This window comes from Pseudomonas sp. GW821-FHT02A11 (assembly GCF_059421985.1).
This window is the reverse complement of the sequence record NZ_JBWKWB010000013.1, coordinates 132,685-149,267: the sequence shown is the minus strand read 5'-3', so window position 1 is coordinate 149,267 and position 16,583 is coordinate 132,685. Positions and strand designations below refer to the sequence as shown.

Annotated in this window: 15 protein-coding genes and 1 pseudogene; 10 read left to right on the top strand and 6 right to left on the bottom strand. The window is 60.1% G+C overall.

The genetic code is table 11. The annotated features are described in order from the left end of the window. From AC07V9_RS18940 to arfB, 3 genes and pseudogenes are all read left to right on the top strand, one after another. Window positions 1-277: pseudogene (locus AC07V9_RS18940) on the top strand (23S rRNA pseudouridine(2605) synthase RluB); the annotation flags it as partial. A gap of 414 nt (window positions 278-691) precedes the next feature. Continuing rightward, window positions 692-2,116, top strand: coding sequence for an amino acid permease (locus AC07V9_RS18935; protein WP_495017183.1), 1,425 nt, complete (start codon window positions 692-694; stop codon window positions 2,114-2,116). 140 nt (window positions 2,117-2,256) lie between these two features. Next, window positions 2,257-2,670 (top strand): alternative ribosome rescue aminoacyl-tRNA hydrolase ArfB, encoded by a 414-nt coding sequence (arfB, locus tag AC07V9_RS18930; RefSeq protein ID WP_495017182.1) that lies wholly within the window; start codon window positions 2,257-2,259, stop codon window positions 2,668-2,670. Window positions 2,671-2,674: 4 nt separating this feature from the next. Here arfB and AC07V9_RS18925 read toward each other — a convergent pair whose 3' ends face one another. From AC07V9_RS18925 to phhA, 5 genes are all read right to left on the bottom strand, one after another. After that, entirely contained in the window at window positions 2,675-3,895 is a 1,221-nt protein-coding gene (locus AC07V9_RS18925) for an MFS transporter (protein WP_495017181.1), read from the bottom strand. A 164-nt stretch (window positions 3,896-4,059) separates the two neighbouring features. Continuing rightward, window positions 4,060-4,239, bottom strand: coding sequence for a hypothetical protein (locus AC07V9_RS18920; protein WP_495017180.1), 180 nt, complete (start codon window positions 4,237-4,239; stop codon window positions 4,060-4,062). 520 nt (window positions 4,240-4,759) lie between these two features. Then, window positions 4,760-5,956 (bottom strand): amino acid aminotransferase, encoded by a 1,197-nt coding sequence (locus tag AC07V9_RS18915; RefSeq protein ID WP_495017179.1) that lies wholly within the window; start codon window positions 5,954-5,956, stop codon window positions 4,760-4,762. Beyond that, window positions 5,957-6,313 carry a 4a-hydroxytetrahydrobiopterin dehydratase gene (locus AC07V9_RS18910; protein WP_495017178.1) on the bottom strand — a complete coding sequence of 119 codons (357 nt, stop codon included), beginning with the start codon at window positions 6,311-6,313 and terminating at the stop codon, window positions 5,957-5,959. It lies immediately after the preceding gene. Window positions 6,314-6,329: 16 nt separating this feature from the next. Continuing rightward, window positions 6,330-7,148: a phenylalanine 4-monooxygenase gene (gene phhA, locus AC07V9_RS18905; protein ID WP_495017177.1), complete on the bottom strand. Its 819-nt coding sequence runs from the start codon at window positions 7,146-7,148 to the stop codon at window positions 6,330-6,332. Between the two features lie 283 nt (window positions 7,149-7,431). On the opposite strand from phhA, the gene AC07V9_RS18900 reads away from it, so the two are divergent. Further along, a complete protein-coding gene (locus tag AC07V9_RS18900; RefSeq protein WP_495017176.1) occupies window positions 7,432-8,988 on the top strand; it encodes a sigma-54-dependent transcriptional regulator in 1,557 nt (518 codons plus the stop codon). 48 nt (window positions 8,989-9,036) lie between these two features. Here the strand turns inward: AC07V9_RS18900 and AC07V9_RS18895 are convergent, their stop codons facing one another. After that, window positions 9,037-9,303, bottom strand: coding sequence for a DUF2790 domain-containing protein (locus AC07V9_RS18895; protein ID WP_495017175.1), 267 nt, complete (start codon window positions 9,301-9,303; stop codon window positions 9,037-9,039). A 450-nt stretch (window positions 9,304-9,753) separates the two neighbouring features. Here AC07V9_RS18895 and acs point away from each other — a divergent pair, with 450 nt between their 5' ends. The 6 genes from acs (at window position 9,754) to AC07V9_RS18865 (ending at window position 16,520) form a co-directional block, all read left to right on the top strand. Then, window positions 9,754-11,709 carry an acetate--CoA ligase gene (acs, locus tag AC07V9_RS18890; RefSeq protein WP_495017174.1) on the top strand — a complete coding sequence of 652 codons (1,956 nt, stop codon included), beginning with the start codon at window positions 9,754-9,756 and terminating at the stop codon, window positions 11,707-11,709. Between the two features lie 659 nt (window positions 11,710-12,368). After that, window positions 12,369-13,145, top strand: a complete 777-nt coding sequence (locus AC07V9_RS18885; protein WP_495017173.1) for an ABC transporter substrate-binding protein — start codon at window positions 12,369-12,371, stop codon at window positions 13,143-13,145. Between the two features lie 90 nt (window positions 13,146-13,235). Beyond that, a complete protein-coding gene (locus tag AC07V9_RS18880) occupies window positions 13,236-13,925 on the top strand; it encodes an ABC transporter permease (protein WP_495017172.1) in 690 nt (229 codons plus the stop codon). Beyond that, window positions 13,922-14,620, top strand: coding sequence for an ABC transporter permease (locus AC07V9_RS18875; RefSeq protein ID WP_495017171.1), 699 nt, complete (start codon window positions 13,922-13,924; stop codon window positions 14,618-14,620). Before AC07V9_RS18880 ends, AC07V9_RS18875 begins: the two co-directional genes overlap by 4 nt. Before the next feature lies 1 nt (window position 14,621). Further along, a complete protein-coding gene (locus AC07V9_RS18870; protein WP_495017170.1) occupies window positions 14,622-15,734 on the top strand; it encodes a succinylglutamate desuccinylase/aspartoacylase family protein in 1,113 nt (370 codons plus the stop codon). A 21-nt stretch (window positions 15,735-15,755) separates the two neighbouring features. Continuing rightward, window positions 15,756-16,520, top strand: a complete 765-nt coding sequence (locus AC07V9_RS18865; RefSeq protein ID WP_495017169.1) for an ABC transporter ATP-binding protein — start codon at window positions 15,756-15,758, stop codon at window positions 16,518-16,520. The last annotated feature ends 63 nt before the right edge of the window (window positions 16,521-16,583 follow it).

Here is a 16,583-nt window from a genome sequence, read left to right as displayed (position 1 = left end):
GCGCATGGCTGACGGCGAGCGCCCGGCGCGCAAGCCGGCTGACGGTGCTCGTCCGGCCCGTACGCCGCGTCCGGCGGCCGGGGGGCGCAGCGACAACAGCCGTGGCACGCCCGTGGCTGAGCGTCCGAGCGAGATGAACAAGCGCCCGGCCAAGCCTAAGACCACCCGTCCTGGCATCAAGCTAGTGGACGACGACAAGACCCCGTCGGGCAAGCGTCGCGGCGCACCGGCCGGTGCAGGTCAGCGTCCGGGCTTCGGTCGCCGCAAGCCTGAGTGATCGAGGCTTGATGTGAAAAAACGCCAGTCCCTGTGACTGGCGTTTTTGTTTGCCGACTGTTGGCCGATTGCGTGTGCCTTTTTCCTGTGGGAGCGAATTCATTCGCGAGAGGCCGTTACATCCGACACATCTTTGTCGGTTGTATCGCCGTCTCGCGAATGAATTCGCTCACACAGGGCCTTCACCTGGCCGATAAATAACGGCGTAGCAAAACGCTCACTCTGATCACATGCACAGCTTTTTGACGGCCACCTGCGCAGTTGAGGGTGTACAATGCGCCGCGTTTTTTCTGTGAAGCATTGGCGTATGGACGCCACCCAACTCGGGGTTTATCCACCCCGTTTTCACTCCGCCGCGTCATGAGCGCGACGGGTTCGATTCCGTCACAGACAAGAACAACAAGGTGACTATGAAATGAGTGAACACATGTCCCATTCAGGTGACTTGAAGCGTGGTCTCAAAAACCGCCATATCCAGCTGATCGCCCTGGGGGGCGCCATCGGCACAGGCTTGTTCCTGGGGTCGGCGGGGGTTCTCAAATCGGCGGGTCCGTCGATGATTCTCGGCTACGCCCTGTGCGGCTTCATCGCCTTCATGATCATGCGCCAGTTGGGTGAAATGATCGTCGAAGAGCCGGTCGCCGGGTCCTTCAGCCATTTTGCACACAAATATTGGGGCGGTTTCGCCGGCTTTTTGTCTGGCTGGAACTGCTGGGTGCTGTACATCCTGGTGGGTATGTCGGAGCTGACCGCAGTCGGCAAATACGTGCAGTACTGGTGGCCGGAAGTCCCGTCCTGGGCGTCGGCAGCGGTGTTTTTCGTGATGATCAATGTCATCAACCTGGCCAACGTCAAAGTCTTCGGCGAGGCCGAATTCTGGTTCGCGATCATCAAGGTCGTGGCCATTCTGGGCATGATCGCCTTGGGCAGCTACCTGCTGGTCAGCGGCAGCGGCGGCCCTCAGGCGTCGGTGAGTAACCTGTGGGATCACGGCGGTTTCTTCCCCAACGGAGTGAGCGGGCTGGTGATGGCGCTGGCGTTCATCATGTTTTCCTTCGGCGGCCTGGAGATGCTGGGTTTCACCGCAGCCGAGGCCGATCAGCCGAAAACCATCATTCCCAAGGCCATCAATCAGGTGATCTATCGCATTCTGATTTTCTACATCGGCTCGCTGGTGGTCCTGCTGTCGCTGACCCCGTGGGACGCGCTGCTGGTTGACCTGAATGCCTCGGGCGATGCCTACAGCGGCAGCCCGTTCGTGCATGTGTTCTCAATGCTGGGCAGCAACACGGCGGCACACATTCTCAACTTCGTGGTGCTGACCGCCGCGCTGTCGGTGTACAACAGCGGCACGTATTGCAACGCGCGGATGCTGTTCGGCATGGCCGAGCAGGGCGATGCACCGCAGTCGCTGGCGCGGGTCGATGGCCGTGGCGTACCGGTGCGGGCGATTCTGGTGTCGGCGGCGGTGACGCTGATCGCCGTGCTGCTCAACTACCTGATCCCGCAAAACGCGCTGGAGCTGCTGATGTCACTGGTGGTCGCCACGCTGGTGATCAACTGGGCGATGATCAGCTATTCGCACCTCAAGTTCCGCCAGCACATGCAGCGCAAGGACCAGCAACCGCTGTTCAAGGCGTTGTGGTATCCCTACGGCAACTACCTGTGCCTGGCCTTCGTGGTGTTGATTCTAGGCATCATGCTGATGATTCCGGGGATCCGCGTTTCGGTCTACGCGATTCCGGTGTGGCTGGTGGCGATGTGGGTGTTCTACGTGATCAAGAACAAACGCCATGCCGACACAGGCTCCATGGCGCAGCGCTCCTCGATCGTTAAGTAAACTGGCTGCGGCGTGTCAGTCGCCACGACCGTTGTAGGAGTGAGCTTGCTCGCGATTGCGGTGTCTCAGGCAAATGTGTCCGTCGCAGTCATTACGCGATCGCGAGCAAGCTCACTCCTACAGGTTTTTAGGCAACCCCCATGCTCATCATCTCCAACAACGTTCATCTGCCCGACAGCGAAGTCGAACTGACCGCGATCCGTGCTCAGGGCGCTGGCGGGCAGAACGTCAACAAAGTGTCCAGCGCGGTGCATCTGCGTTTCGATATCAACGCCTCGTCGTTGCCGCCGTTCTACAAGGAGCGGTTGCTGGCGCTGCGTGACAGTCGGATTACCAGCGATGGCGTGATCATCATCAAGGCTCAGCAATACCGCACGCAGGAGCAGAACCGCGCCGATGCGCTGGAACGGCTGAGCGAGCTGATCGTCAGTGCGGCGAAGGTCGAGAAGAAGCGTCGGCCGACAAAGCCGACGCTGGGTTCCAAGACCCGCAGGCTGGAATCAAAGTCCAAGCGCGGGTCGATCAAGGCAGGGCGGGGGAAGGTCGATTTCTGATCGTTTACAGATCCGAAACCTTTTCTTTCTCCCGCATCACCTTCGCCTGCTTGTACAGGTAGACGCTCAACCCCAACCCGCCCAGCGATGCCAGTGCCGCGAACAGAAAGATCGACGAGAAGCCAAAGCCCGAGGCTACGGCCCCTGCTACCGGGCCGGTGATGCCCAGCGACAGGTCGATGAACAGCGAATAAGCCCCCACAGCCGCCCCTCGGCTGGACGCGGGTACCAGATTTACCGCCTCGACCCCCAGCGCCGGGAACACCAGCGAGAACCCGAAGCCCGTCAGCGCAGCACCGGCCAGTGCCAGGTTCGGGTTGGGTGCCAGCCACAGCAGCAGCAAGCCCAACGCCTCCACTGACAGGCAGGCAATCGCTACGCGAAACCCGCCGATGCGGTTGATCATGTTGCCGAACAGCAATCGCGCGCCGATAAAACAGGCCCCGAACAGGCTCAGACACAGCACCGCGTTGGGCCAGGTGTGGCTCGCGTAATACAAGGTGATGAATGTGGCGATGGTGCCGAAACCGATCGACCCGAGTGCCAGGCCCGTGCCGTGAGGCAACACGCGACCGAGCACGTGCAGGAATGGCATCCGCTCACCGTGCACGATAGGCGCCGGGGTTTTCTTCCAGGCCAGGGATATCCCCAATGCGGCCAGCAGAATGATGCTCACGCCCATCGACCACAGTCCCAGGGATTTCACCAGCAGCACGCCCACGGGTGCACCGATGGCCAGCGCGCCGTAGCTGGCGATGCCGTTCCAGGAAATCACTTTCGCGGTATTGGCCGCACCCACGCGACCGATGCCCCAGCCGATGGAGCCTGAGCCCACCAGGCTTTCCGCGCTGCCCAGCACCAGGCGACCCACGAACAGGCAGATCAGGCTGACCATCGGCCAGGCATCGAGCCATCCGGCCAATAGCATGAACACGCCGCTCAGGCCGCAGCCGAACAGGCCGATGATCACCGCTTTCTTGGAGCCTTTGTTGTCGATGATGCGCCCGGCTTGTGGACGGCTGAGCAGGGTTGCCAAGTATTGAACGCTGATCACCAGACCCGCCGTCACCGCGCCGAAGCCCAGGTCCGTGTGCACGTAGCCCGGCAAGACGGCCAGGGGAATCCCGATGTTCAGGTAGCCGATGAAGGTGAACAGGACAATCGATACGACCTGCAGGGTGACGGCGATGGGGCGTTGTGTTGCGGCGCTGGAAGCGTCTGGCATGGGCTCGATCCACGGTTACGACTGGAGAGGTGATGCGGGGGCACAAACTGAATGAAGCGTAGACGCTTGAACGTCAAGCGATGCCACATGATAGCGAGGCTTTTTCGCTTGGGGCAGTCGAAGGTTGAATCAGCGTAGAACCGGACCCGAATGGATTGTCGCGATTATTCGGTGGCGGGTGCCACGAGGTGTGTCGTGACGAGGGCGGCGAGGGCGTTTTCCTGGGTGCCGAAGCGGGCCAGCAACGCTTGTTGTTTTTCCGGGGTCAGGCGCGCCCAGATCTCGATCATTTTCTCGGCGGTACCGATGAGGGCCTGCGCCTGGGTTTCGGTAAATTCGGTCATGGGTTCTGGTCTCGAAGCATTCAGCCCTTATGGAAGTACGCCTGACAGACGCTCTTGCATAGGGGCTGAACATTCATCCCTCAGCGTTGGCCTTGGGCTTTCTTGCTATCACCATCTTTCGCACCGGCTTTCATCTCGATCGGCTGACCGAGTTCCTGTCGGGCTGCTGCGCTTTGCTGGGTTTGGCTTGGGAAGGGGAAGTTTGGGATTTCATGCATCGTCTGTCGCTCCTCACAAGTTGCTTCGTTCAGCCCGCAAGAGGCCTTGCGCTTATTTGCGGGCTTCCCTGAGCTGCCGATCAGGCAGCGCGTCCAAAAAACGCAAGGGGAGAATACAGCACAACAGATGACAGTCCGACTTTTAATGCTGGCCGTTGGTCATGTAGTGGGGAAGTTTCATGCATACAAAACCCTAACCCGTAGGCACGCATTTGCCCGCGATGGCAGTTCTTCAGCCAGCCGATGTGGCACAGAAAAATCCCAATTGCGGGCAAGCGCGTCCCTACAGAGAGTGGCAGGTCTCAGTCCTTGCACACCGCCGCGAACGCCGCCGCCAGCGCATCAAGCCGTGTAGCATCAATGCCTGCAACGTTAGCGCGCCCCGCCGCAACCATGTAAACACTGTGCTCCTTGCGCAGGCGGGCGACCTGGTCGTCGTTCATGCCGGTGTAGGAGAACATGCCCCGTTGCACGCCAATGTGAGCGAAGCGCTCGCCCAGGCCCAGCGGCGTCAATGCCTCGACCAGGCCCTGACGCAGTTGCGCGATGCGGCTGCGCATGTCTTCGACTTCATCGGCCCACAGGGCTTTGAGTTCCGGGTCACCGAGGATTTCGGCCACCACGGCGGCGCCGTGATCCGGTGGGTTGGACCACAGGTTGCGCGCGGTCGCCGACAACTGGCTGCGCACATCCGCCAGCTTCTCGCTGTTAACGGCACACACCAGCAAAGCGCCAGTGCGTTCACGGTACAGGCCGAAGTTCTTTGAGCAGGAGCTGGTGATCAGCAATTCCGGAAGCTCGGCGGCAAACAGGCGTACTGCCCAGGCGTCTTCTTCCAGGCCGTCGCCGAAGCCTTGGTAGGCGAAGTCGATCAGTGGCAGCAGGTTGCGGCGTTTGACGATATCGAGCACTTGATGCCAGTCATTGTGGCTCAGGTCAAAGCCGGTCGGGTTGTGGCAGCAGGCGTGCAGCAGCACGACATCGCCTTCCGGCACCGTGTTGAGGGTTTCCAGCATGGCCTGAACGTTGAGGATGTTGTCGCTGCCCACGTAGGGATAGTGACTGACCTTCAGGCCCGCGGCGGCATAGATGGTTTCGTGGATCGGCCAGGTCGGGTCGCTCAGCCAGATGCCCTTGCCCGGCAGGCAATTGGCGATGAAGTCGGCAGACAGACGCAGCGCGCCGGTGCCGCCCGGGGTCTGGGTGGCGCCGACACGGCTTTGCTGGATCAGCGGCGAGTTGGCGCCCATGACCAGTTCACAGATCAGCGTGCCGAAACGTGGCTCGCCATGGCCGCCGATGTAGGTCTTGGTCGGCTGCGAGTCCACCAGACGCTGTTCGGCCAGCTTGACCGCGCGGGGAATGGTGGTCAGGCCCTGCGCGTCTTTGTACACGCCCACACCCAGGTCGAACTTGTTCGGGTTCGGGTCTTTGGCATACGCCTGGATCAAGCCCAGGATCGGATCGTCCGGTACGCGCTGAATCTGTGAAAAATGCATTTACTTACGGCCCTCGGCGCCTTTGGCCACCTCGTCGGTGCGGGCGGCCATGATGAAGTCGTTGCGGTGCAGCCCTTTGATGGAATGGCTCCACCAGGTCACGGTCACTTTGCCCCATTCGGTCAGAAGACCGGGGTGATGACCTTCGGCCTCGGCAATTTCGCCGACCGCGTTGGTAAACGCCAGCGCAAATTTGAAATTCTTGAAGAGATAGACTTTTTCCAGCTGCATCACGCCATCACGGACTTCGATGTTCCAGTCCGGAATCTGGCGCAGCAGGTCCGGCAATTCGGCTTCGCTGACCTGCGGGGCGTCGGCGCGGCAGGCTTCGCAGTGGGCTTGGTTGAGGGCGGTCATATAAAGATGTCCTTTTTCAGGCGACTGATGTTTTTTGAGGCTGTGCTATTTGAGCTTGAGGCTTGGGCTCGAAGCGCGGCGCATGCAGGCCCAGCTGCGTCGCGCTCTGGACCATGCCCATGATGTCTTCGTGGGCGAGGTCGAATAGACGCTTGAGGTCCGGCAGCACGAAATACAGCGGTTGAAGAATGTCAATGCGATACGGCGTGCGCATGGCTTCGATCGGATCGAAGGCCTGATGCGCCGGCGTCGACGACAAGCTGTACACCGTTTCCTTGGGCGAGGACAGAATCCCGCCACCGTAAATTCTGCGCCCTTGTGCGGTGTCCACCAGCCCGAACTCGATGGTCATCCAATAGAGACGGGCAAGATACACCCGCTGCTCTTTGCTGGCTGCCAGACCGAGCTTGCCGTAGGTGTGGGTAAATTCTGCAAACCAAGGGTTGGTCAGGGGTGGGCAATGTCCGAAAACTTCGTGAAAGATGTCGGGCTCTTGCAGGTAGTCCAGTTCTTCACGGGTGCGAATGAAGGTGGCGACCGGGAATCGCTTGCTGGCCAGCAGCTCGAAAAAGGTCTGGAAGGGAATCAGCGCCGGCACCCGCGCGACTTGCCAGCCTGTGGTGGCGTCGAGCACTCGGTTGATCTCGCCCAATTGAGGAATGCGGTCATGGGGCAACTGCAGTTGCTCGATGCCATCGAGGTATTCCTGGCAGGCGCGACCTTCGATCACCTTCAACTGACGGGTGATCAGGGTATTCCAGACCTCGTGCTCGACGTCGGGGTAGTCGATGAAGCCGCTGGTGTCCGGTTCCCGGGCGACGTACTGCGTACCCATGCTGCTCTCCTGAATGGATTGTTCTTGTTTGGAGCGATGCGTGGCAGGTTGTTCCCCCGCTCAGGGCTATAGATAGCGGATTTGATAAGGGTTGCAGTGGCTTGGGCGTCGAATTTTGGGGCATTAAAACGACAAGTCTGTAAAGAAATCCTGACAGCTAAGTGCTGACAGCGCGAAATCTGCATCGTAAAGAGCCGTTTTGCTGCTGTGCTGTAACGTATTCTTGACGATAAACTTCGTCCTGCTCCAAAAAAGTCAGCCTGCTTGCAAGAGTCGACCCGCCATGCGTATCAAAGTGCACTGTCAGAACCGCGTCGGCATCCTGCGCGATATCCTCCAATTGCTGGTCGCCTACGGCGTCAACGTGTCCGGCGGGGAAGTGGGGGGCGAGCATGGCGATGCGATTTACCTGCGCTGCCCGAATCTGATCAATCTGCAGTTTCAGGCGCTGGTGCCGAAATTCGAGACCATCCCCGGCGTCTTCGGCGTCAGGCGTGTGGGGTTGATGCCCAGCGAGCGTAGGCACATGGAGTTGAATGCATTGCTGGGGGCGTTGGAGTTTCCTGTGTTGTCCATCGACATGGGCGGCTCGATCGTCGCGGCGAACCGCGCCGCTGCGCAGTTGCTGGGTGTGCGCGTCGATGAAGTGCCCGGCATCCCGCTGTCGCGCTACGCCGAGGATTTCGACTTGCCGCAACTGGTGCGCGCCAATCGTTCGCGCATCAACGGCCTGCGGGTGAAGGTCAAGGGCGACGTCTTTCTCGCCGACATCGCGCCGCTGCAATCCGAGCACGAAGACAGCGAAGCCATGGCCGGCGCGGTCTTGACCCTGCACCGAGCGGATCGGGTCGGCGAGCACATCTACCAGGTACGCAAGCAGGAGTTGCGCGGTTTCGACAGCATCTTCCAGAGCTCCAAAGTCATGGCCGCGGTGGTTCGCGAAGCCCGGCGCATGGCGCCACTGGATGCGCCTCTATTAATAGAAGGGGAAACCGGCACCGGCAAAGAGCTGTTGGCGCGGGCCTGTCATCTGGCGAGCCCGCGCGGGCAGTCGCCGATGATGGCGCTCAATTGCGCCGGGTTGTCCGAGTCCATGGCCGAAACCGAGCTGTTCGGCTATGGGCCGGGTGCGTTCGAAGGTGCGCGGGCCGAAGGCAAGCTGGGGCTACTGGAGCTCACGGCGGGCGGTACGTTGTTTCTCGACGGCGTGGCGGAAATGAGCGCGCGGCTTCAAGCGAAACTGCTGCGCTATCTGCAGGAAGGCTGCTTTCGTCGTGTCGGAAGTGATGAAGAGGTGTATCTGGATGTGCGGGTGATCTGCGCCACTCAGGTCGATCTGTCCGAGCTGTGCGCCCGGGGCGAGTTTCGCCAGGACCTCTATCACCGCCTCAACGTGCTGTCGCTGCACATCCCTCCACTGCGCGAATGCCTCGACGGTCTGGAGCCGCTGGTGCAGCATTTCCTTGATCAGGCCAGTCGGCAGATCGGTTGCCCGTTGCCACGCATTGCGCCTGCCGCCATGGAGCGCCTGGGTCACTATCACTGGCCGGGTAATGTCCGGCAGCTGGAAAATGTCTTGTTCCGAGCGGTTTCGTTGTGCGAAGGCGGTGTGGTCAAGGCTGAACATATTCGTCTGCCCGATTATGGCGTGCATCAGCCATTGGCGGATTTCTCATTGGAAGGTGCGTTGGAAGCGATTGTCGGGCGATTTGAAAAGGCAGTACTTGAACAACTTTATACGGCGCATCCCAGCAGTCGTTTATTGGGTAAACGCCTGGGTGTATCGCATACAACGATCGCCAATAAGTTGAAGCACTATGGAATTGGGCAAGTTCAATAAGCGTGACGCCCCGTACAATCAATTGTCGGGGCGTTCATCATCTAACGATCAGCCGTTACTGCAACCGTTGCCCATGACCATGTATTCCATGACATGGCGCTGGCCTTGCGAGTCTTCGTAGGTCATGTGCTGGGGCACTACGCTGCACACGTCAGGCACTTCGTCCACGGAGATGACCTTGGCGATGTCCAGTTTGGTCGAGTAAGTGTAGTGCTCGATACGTTGTTGCTGGCTGGCGACTTTGGCGCCTGATTCTTCTGCCATTGCCATGGCGCTGAAACCACAAAGAGCCATTACAACCACTGCAGCTTTCATTACGTGTTTCCTCTAAGTTGCTTCATCAATAGTGTCGAACGGGTATTGCGCTCGACAGGGTGCACACAACCTTTGTGGGGCTCTGTGTGAAGCCAGTTGATAAGTGTCAAAGTTGCGGGATCGACAAGCCAGTGTGGGGGGCTGTGAGTTGTCAATCGTTTGCCGTGTTGGCAGAACGAATTCTAGGCCGCTGCCTGAAAGTTATATAGAAACCATTTTGATAAAGACTGTTGAGCATTCCGGTAATAATCGCCAACACGGGCGATTGCGGCCTGCGCGGTCTAGTTCTTTGGTCGTAGTTAGAACATGAATATTTGCCACGCACGGGGCACTTGAGGGCTTTTCGGCGTTATGCTGAAGGCCGGTAAGACCATCGTCGAATGGCTTTCTGAGCCATCGGCGGATACAAAAGGTCCATACAAAAACAACATTTCCACCGAGGTAAGAAAGATGAGTGCGGCTTCCCTGTACCCCGTCCGCCCTGAAGTGGCAGCAAACACGCTCACTGACGAGGCGACCTACAAGGCCATGTACCAGCAGTCGGTGGTCAACCCCGATGGCTTCTGGCGCGAGCAGGCTCAGCGCCTGGACTGGATCAAGCCTTTTACCACCGTCAAACAGACCTCCTTCGACGACCACCGCGTCGACATCAAGTGGTTCGCCGATGGCACCCTGAACGTTTCTTACAACTGCCTGGACCGTCATCTGGCCGAGCGTGGCGATCAGGTCGCAATCATCTGGGAAGGCGACGATCCTTCCGAAAGCCGCAACATCACCTACCGCGAACTGCACGAAGAAGTCTGCAAGTTCGCCAACGCCCTGCGTGGTCAGGACGTACACCGCGGTGACGTGGTCACCATTTACATGCCGATGATCCCTGAAGCCGTGGTCGCCATGCTGGCGTGCGCGCGCATCGGTGCGATTCATTCGGTGGTGTTCGGCGGCTTCTCGCCGGAAGCCCTGGCGGGCCGCATCATCGACTGTAAATCGAAAGTCGTGATCACCGCCGACGAAGGCCTGCGTGGCGGCAAGCGCACAGCGCTCAAAGCTAACGTCGACCGCGCCCTGACCAACCCTGAAACCAGCAGCGTACAGAAAGTCATCGTGTGCAAGCGCACCGGTGGCGACATCGAGTGGAACCGCCATCGTGACATCTGGTATCACTCGCTGCTGGAAGTGGCATCGTCCACCTGCGCGCCGAAAGAAATGGGCGCCGAAGAGTCGCTGTTCATCCTCTACACCTCCGGTTCTACCGGTAAGCCCAAGGGCGTGCTGCACACCACGGCCGGTTATCTGCTGTACGCCGCGCTGACCCACGAGCGTGTGTTCGACTACAAGCCGGGCGAAATCTATTGGTGCACTGCCGACGTCGGCTGGGTCACCGGCCATAGCTATATCGTCTACGGCCCGCTGGCCAATGGCGCGACCACGCTGTTGTTCGAAGGCATTCCGAACTACCCGGACATCACCCGCATGTCGAAGATTATCGACAAGCACAAGGTCAACATTCTCTACACCGCGCCGACCGCGATCCGCGCGATGATGGCTGAAGGCACCAAGGCCGTTGAAGGCGCTGACGGTTCGAGCCTGCGCCTGCTGGGCTCGGTGGGCGAGCCAATCAACCCGGAAGCCTGGAACTGGTACTACAACACCGTCGGCAAACAGAACTGTCCGATCGTCGACACCTGGTGGCAGACCGAAACCGGCGGCGTGCTGATCAGCCCGCTGCCGGGCGCCACTGCGCTCAAGCCGGGCTCTGCGACCAAGCCGTTCTTCGGTGTGATTCCGGCCCTTGTGGATAACCTCGGCAACCTGATCGAAGGCGCCGCCGAAGGTAATCTGGTGATCCTCGATTCATGGCCGGGCCAGTCCCGCAGCCTGTACGGCGATCACGACCGTTTCGTCGACACCTACTTCAAGACCTTCCGTGGCATGTACTTCACCGGCGACGGCGCCCGTCGCGACGAAGACGGCTATTACTGGATCACCGGTCGCGTCGACGACGTGCTCAACGTCTCCGGCCACCGCATGGGCACCGCGGAAATCGAGAGCGCGATGGTTGCGCACCCGAAAGTCGCCGAAGCCGCAGTGGTGGGCGTGCCGCACGACCTGAAAGGGCAGGGCATCTACGTCTACGTCACCCTCAACGGCGGCGAAGTGCCGGACGAAGCGCTGCGTGTCGAGCTGCGCAACTGGGTGCGTAAAGAAATCGGCCCGATTGCCTCGCCGGACGTCATTCAGTGGGCCCCGGGCCTGCCGAAGACCCGCTCGGGCAAGATCATGCGCCGCATCCTGCGCAAGATCGCCACCGGCGAGTACGATGCGTTGGGTGATATCTCGACGCTGGCCGATCCGGGTGTGGTGTCGCACCTGGTCGAGACGCACAAGACCATGAACGTCGCCTGAGGCATGCAGGGGTGAAACGCCCCGTTCGGTGAAAGCCGGGCGGGGCTTTTTTGCGCTGCATTTCCGCCGTGTACGGAGCTAGCGGGCGAGGAGGAGGATCTGTGGGAGCGAATTCATTCGCGAGACGTCCGTACATCCGGCACATCCCTATCGCTCAGACGATTTTTTCGCGAATGAACTCGCTCCCACAGTGAGTCCGTGCACATTGGATCACTGTGATGACTGAGATATATATCGATTTGTTACCGCCTCATCCGCGCGTGTAACCTCGCGCCCCGAAATGAGGCATATCCCCCCGAAATCGGTGCAGCTCATCGCCGCGCAATCACCGTTCGCCACGCCAGACTTGCCGGATTAGAAGGCTTTGCCAATAATGGGCGCGTTATTTGCTTAGTTGATAGGTTTGCCGCTCAAGGCTCAGGCATGAAATTTCTGGGCTGTCAATCAGGCTGATCGGGTTTCTCGGTGCTTCTGTAACTAGTTGTCGCATTGAAGAAATATCGACTTACAGCCTGCCGCTAAAATGCCGATCACTCGCCGAAGGCCTGTCGAGCCCTGAGACTCGACGGCACCTCGCGTCGCAATTTCAGATATTCCTTCTGCACATTGAGCGTTTCGCTCACTGCCATTTGTCGCGTTATACCGATGGAGTTCCAAGAATGAAAAAGCTCATGCTGCTGGGTGCGCTGGCGCTGTCCGTATTGGCACAGCCTGTGTTCGCCGATGAAAAGCCCCTGAAGATCGGCATCGAAGCGGCGTACCCCCCATTCGCCTCCAAGGCGCCGGATGGCAGCATCGTGGGTTTTGACTACGACATCGGCAACGCCCTGTGCGAAGAGATGAAGGTCAAGTGCGTGTGGGTCGAGCAGGAATTCGACGGCCTGATCCCGGCGCTGAAAGTACGCAAGATCGACGCCATCCTGTCCTCGATGTCCATCACCGAAGACCGCAAGAAGTCTGTCGACTTCACCAATAAGTACTACAACACTCCGGCCCGTCTGGTCATGAAGCAGGGCACCGTCGTCAGCGACAGCCTGACCGAGCTCAAGGGCAAGAACATCGGCGTGCAACGTGGTTCGATCCACGAGCGTTTCGCCAAGGAAGTCCTGGCTCCGCTGGGCGCCGAAATCAAGCCATACAGCTCGCAGAACGAGATCTACCTGGACATCGGCGCCGGTCGTCTGGACGGCACCGTGGCTGACGCGACCCTGCTGCAAGATGGCTTCCTGAACACTGATTCGGGCAAGGGCTACGCTTTCGTGGGCCCGGCCTTCACCGACGTCAACTACTTCGGCGACGGCGTAGGCATCGCGGTGCGCAAGGGCGACAAGGCCGATCTGGACAAGATCAACGCCGCCATCGCCGCCATCCGTGCCAACGGCAAATACAAGGCGATCCAGGACAAGTACTTCGACTTCGATATCTACGGCAAGTAAGTCGACGTCTGTCCGTAATGGCGCAATCGGCAGGGTCTTCATCCTTCTGATCGCGCCATTTTTCTATCCCGCGCTCGAGGGCCACACTACATGTTGAAAGGCTACGGAGCCGTCATCCTCGACGGTGCATGGCTGACCCTGCAGCTCGCCCTGTGCTCCATGGCACTGGCCATCGTGCTCGGTCTGATCGGGGTGTCGCTGCGCCTGTCGCCGGTGCGCTGGCTGGCCTGGCTGGGCGACCTGTACTCCACCGTCATTCGTGGCATCCCGGATCTGGTGCTGATCCTGCTGATCTTCTACGGCGGCCAGGACCTGCTCAACCGCGTCGCGCCGTTGCTTGGTCACGACGACTACATCGACCTGAACCCGCTGATGGCCGGTATCGGCACGCTGGGTTTCATTTTCGGTGCGTACCTTTCTGAAACCTTCCGTGGCGCGTTCATGGCCATTCCCAAGGGGCAGTCCGAAGCCGGCATGGCCTATGGCATGAGCAGTTCTCGCGTGTTTTTTCGCATCCTGGTGCCGCAGATGATTCGTCTGGCGATTCCAGGCTTCACCAACAACTGGTTGGTGCTGACCAAGGCCACCGCCCTGATCTCTGTGGTCGGCCTGCAGGACATGATGTTCAAGGCCAAGCAGGCGGCCGACGCCACCCGCGAACCCTTCACTTTCTTCCTCGCAGTCGCGGCCATGTACCTGGTGATCACCAGCGTCTCGCTGCTGGTATTGCGTCACATCGAGAAACGCTACTCGGCCGGCGTAAGGGTGGCAGACCTATGATCTTCGATTACAACGTCGTCTGGGAAAACCTGCCGCTGTACTTCGGCGGCCTGCTGATCACCCTCAAGCTGCTGGCGCTGTCGCTTTTTTTCGGTCTGCTGGCAGCTTTGCCGCTGGGCCTGATGCGCGTCTCCAAAGTCGCCTGGGTCAACCTGCTGGCCTGGGGCTACACCTACGTGATTCGCGGCACGCCGATGCTGGTGCAGCTGTTCCTGATCTACTACGGTCTGGCGCAGTTCGAAGCGGTTCGCGAGAGCTTCCTCTGGCCCTGGCTGTCCAGCGCGACCTTCTGTGCTTGCCTGGCGTTTGCCATCAATACCAGTGCCTACACCGCTGAAATCATCGCTGGCAGCCTGAAATCCACGCCGCCCGGCGAGATCGAAGCGGCGCGGGCGATGGGCATGTCCAAGTCCAAGATGTACCGCCGCATCCTGCTGCCCTCCGCCCTGCGCCGGGCGCTGCCACAGTACAGCAACGAAGTGATCATGATGCTGCAGACCACGAGTCTGGCGTCCATCGTCACCCTGATCGACATCACCGGCGCGGCGCGTACGGTCAACGCGCAGTTCTATCTGCCGTTCGAGGCGTACATCACGGCGGGCGTGTTCTACCTGTGCCTGACCTTCATTCTGGTGAAACTGTTCAAGCTGGCCGAGCGCCGCTGGCTCAGTTACCTCGCACCGAGGAAGCACTGATATGCAACGCATCGATCACGATCTGCCCTGGGGCAACCTGGGCACGCAGCGCACTTTGAGCGTGTTCCGTTTCGGTCAGGGCGAGCGCAAGGCCTACATCCAGGCCAGCCTCCACGCCGATGAGCTGCCGGGCATGCGCACTGCGTGGGAACTGAAAAAGCGTCTGACAGAGCTCGAAGACCAAGGCCTGCTCAACGGCGTCATCGAACTGGTGCCTGTGGCCAATCCAATCGGGCTGGGGCAGTTGCTGCAGGGCAACCACCAGGGCCGTTTCGAATACGGCAGCGGCAAGAACTTCAACCGCGATTTCACCGAGCTGAGCGCGCCGGTGGCCGAGCTGCTGGCCGGCAAGCTGGGCGATGACCCTCACGCTAACGTGCGGCTGATTCGTCAGGCCATGGCCGATGTGCTCGATCAGTTGCCGCCTGCGGGCAGCGAACTGGCGGGCATGCAGCGCTTGCTGCTGAGCCACGCCTGCAACGCCGACATCGTCCTCGATCTGCACTGCGACACCGATGCCGCGCTGCACATGTACGCCTTGCCCCAGCACTGGCCGCAATGGCGTTCATTGTCGGCGCACCTGGGTGTCAGCGTTGGTCTGTTGGCCGAAGATTCGGGCGGCAGCTCGTTCGACGAAGCCTGCTCGCTGCCGTGGCTGCGACTGGCCAAGCAATTTCCCGACGCGCAGATTCCGTTCGCTTGCATGTCGACCACGCTGGAGCTGGGCGGCCAGTCCAACACTGGCAAGACCGAGGCCTGCGCCTACGCCGAGGGCATTCTGGCGTTCCTCGCCGAGCAGGGCCTGATCAGTGGCGACTGGCCGCAGCCAAGCCATGAGGCCTGCGAAGGCATGCCTTTCGAAGGCACCGAAATGATCTACGCGCCGCACCCGGGTGTCCTGACTTTCCTGCGCCCGGCGGGTGCCTGGGTCGAGCCGGGCGAGCCGCTGTTCGAGGTGGTCGATCCATTGACCGATCGCGCGACCACGATGTACGCCGGCACCGCCGGTGTGCTGTTCGCCATCGAAAAACTGCGTTACGCCCAGCCGGGTTTCTGGATGGCCAAGGTGGCGGGCCGCACCCCGTTGCGCACAGGCCGCCTGCTCAGTGACTGATTACGTGTGAGAACCGACAACATGAACAAACTGGAAGTCCAGGACCTGCACAAATGCTACGGCACTCACGAGGTGCTCAAAGGCGTTTCGCTGACCGCCAAGGCGGGCGATGTGATCAGCATCATCGGCTCCAGCGGCTCGGGCAAGAGCACCTTCCTGCGCTGCATCAACCTGCTGGAGCAGCCGAAATCCGGTCGCATCCTGCTCAACAACGAAGAGCTGAAGCTGGTGGCCAACAAGGACGGCGGCCTGAAGGCTGCCGACCCGAAACAGCTGCAGCGCATGCGTTCGCGGCTGTCGATGGTGTTCCAGCATTTCAACCTGTGGTCGCACATGACCGCGCTGGAAAACATTATCGAAGCGCCGATTCACGTGCTCGGCGTGCCCAGGAAAGAAGCGCTGGAAAAGGCCGAGCACTACCTGAACAAGGTCGGTGTCGCCCATCGCAAAGACGCTTTCCCCGGGCACATGTCCGGTGGTGAGCAGCAGCGCGTGGCGATTGCCCGTGCGCTGGCGATGGAACCTGAGGTCATGCTGTTCGACGAACCGACCTCGGCGCTGGACCCGGAGCTGGTGGGCGATGTGCTGAAAGTCATGCAGGCGCTGGCCCAGGAAGGCCGCACCATGGTGGTGGTGACCCACGAAATGGGCTTTGCTCGTGAAGTCTCCAACCAGTTGATTTTTCTGCATAAAGGGCTCGTCGAAGAAAGCGGCGACCCCCGTGAAGTGCTGGTCAACCCGAAATCGGAACGTCTGCAGCAATTCCTTTCCGGCAGTTTGAAGTAACGATTGGCGCCGCCGCCAACGGTGCGTTTTGTGTCAGAACAGTTCATGCTGCGCGTCACTTTG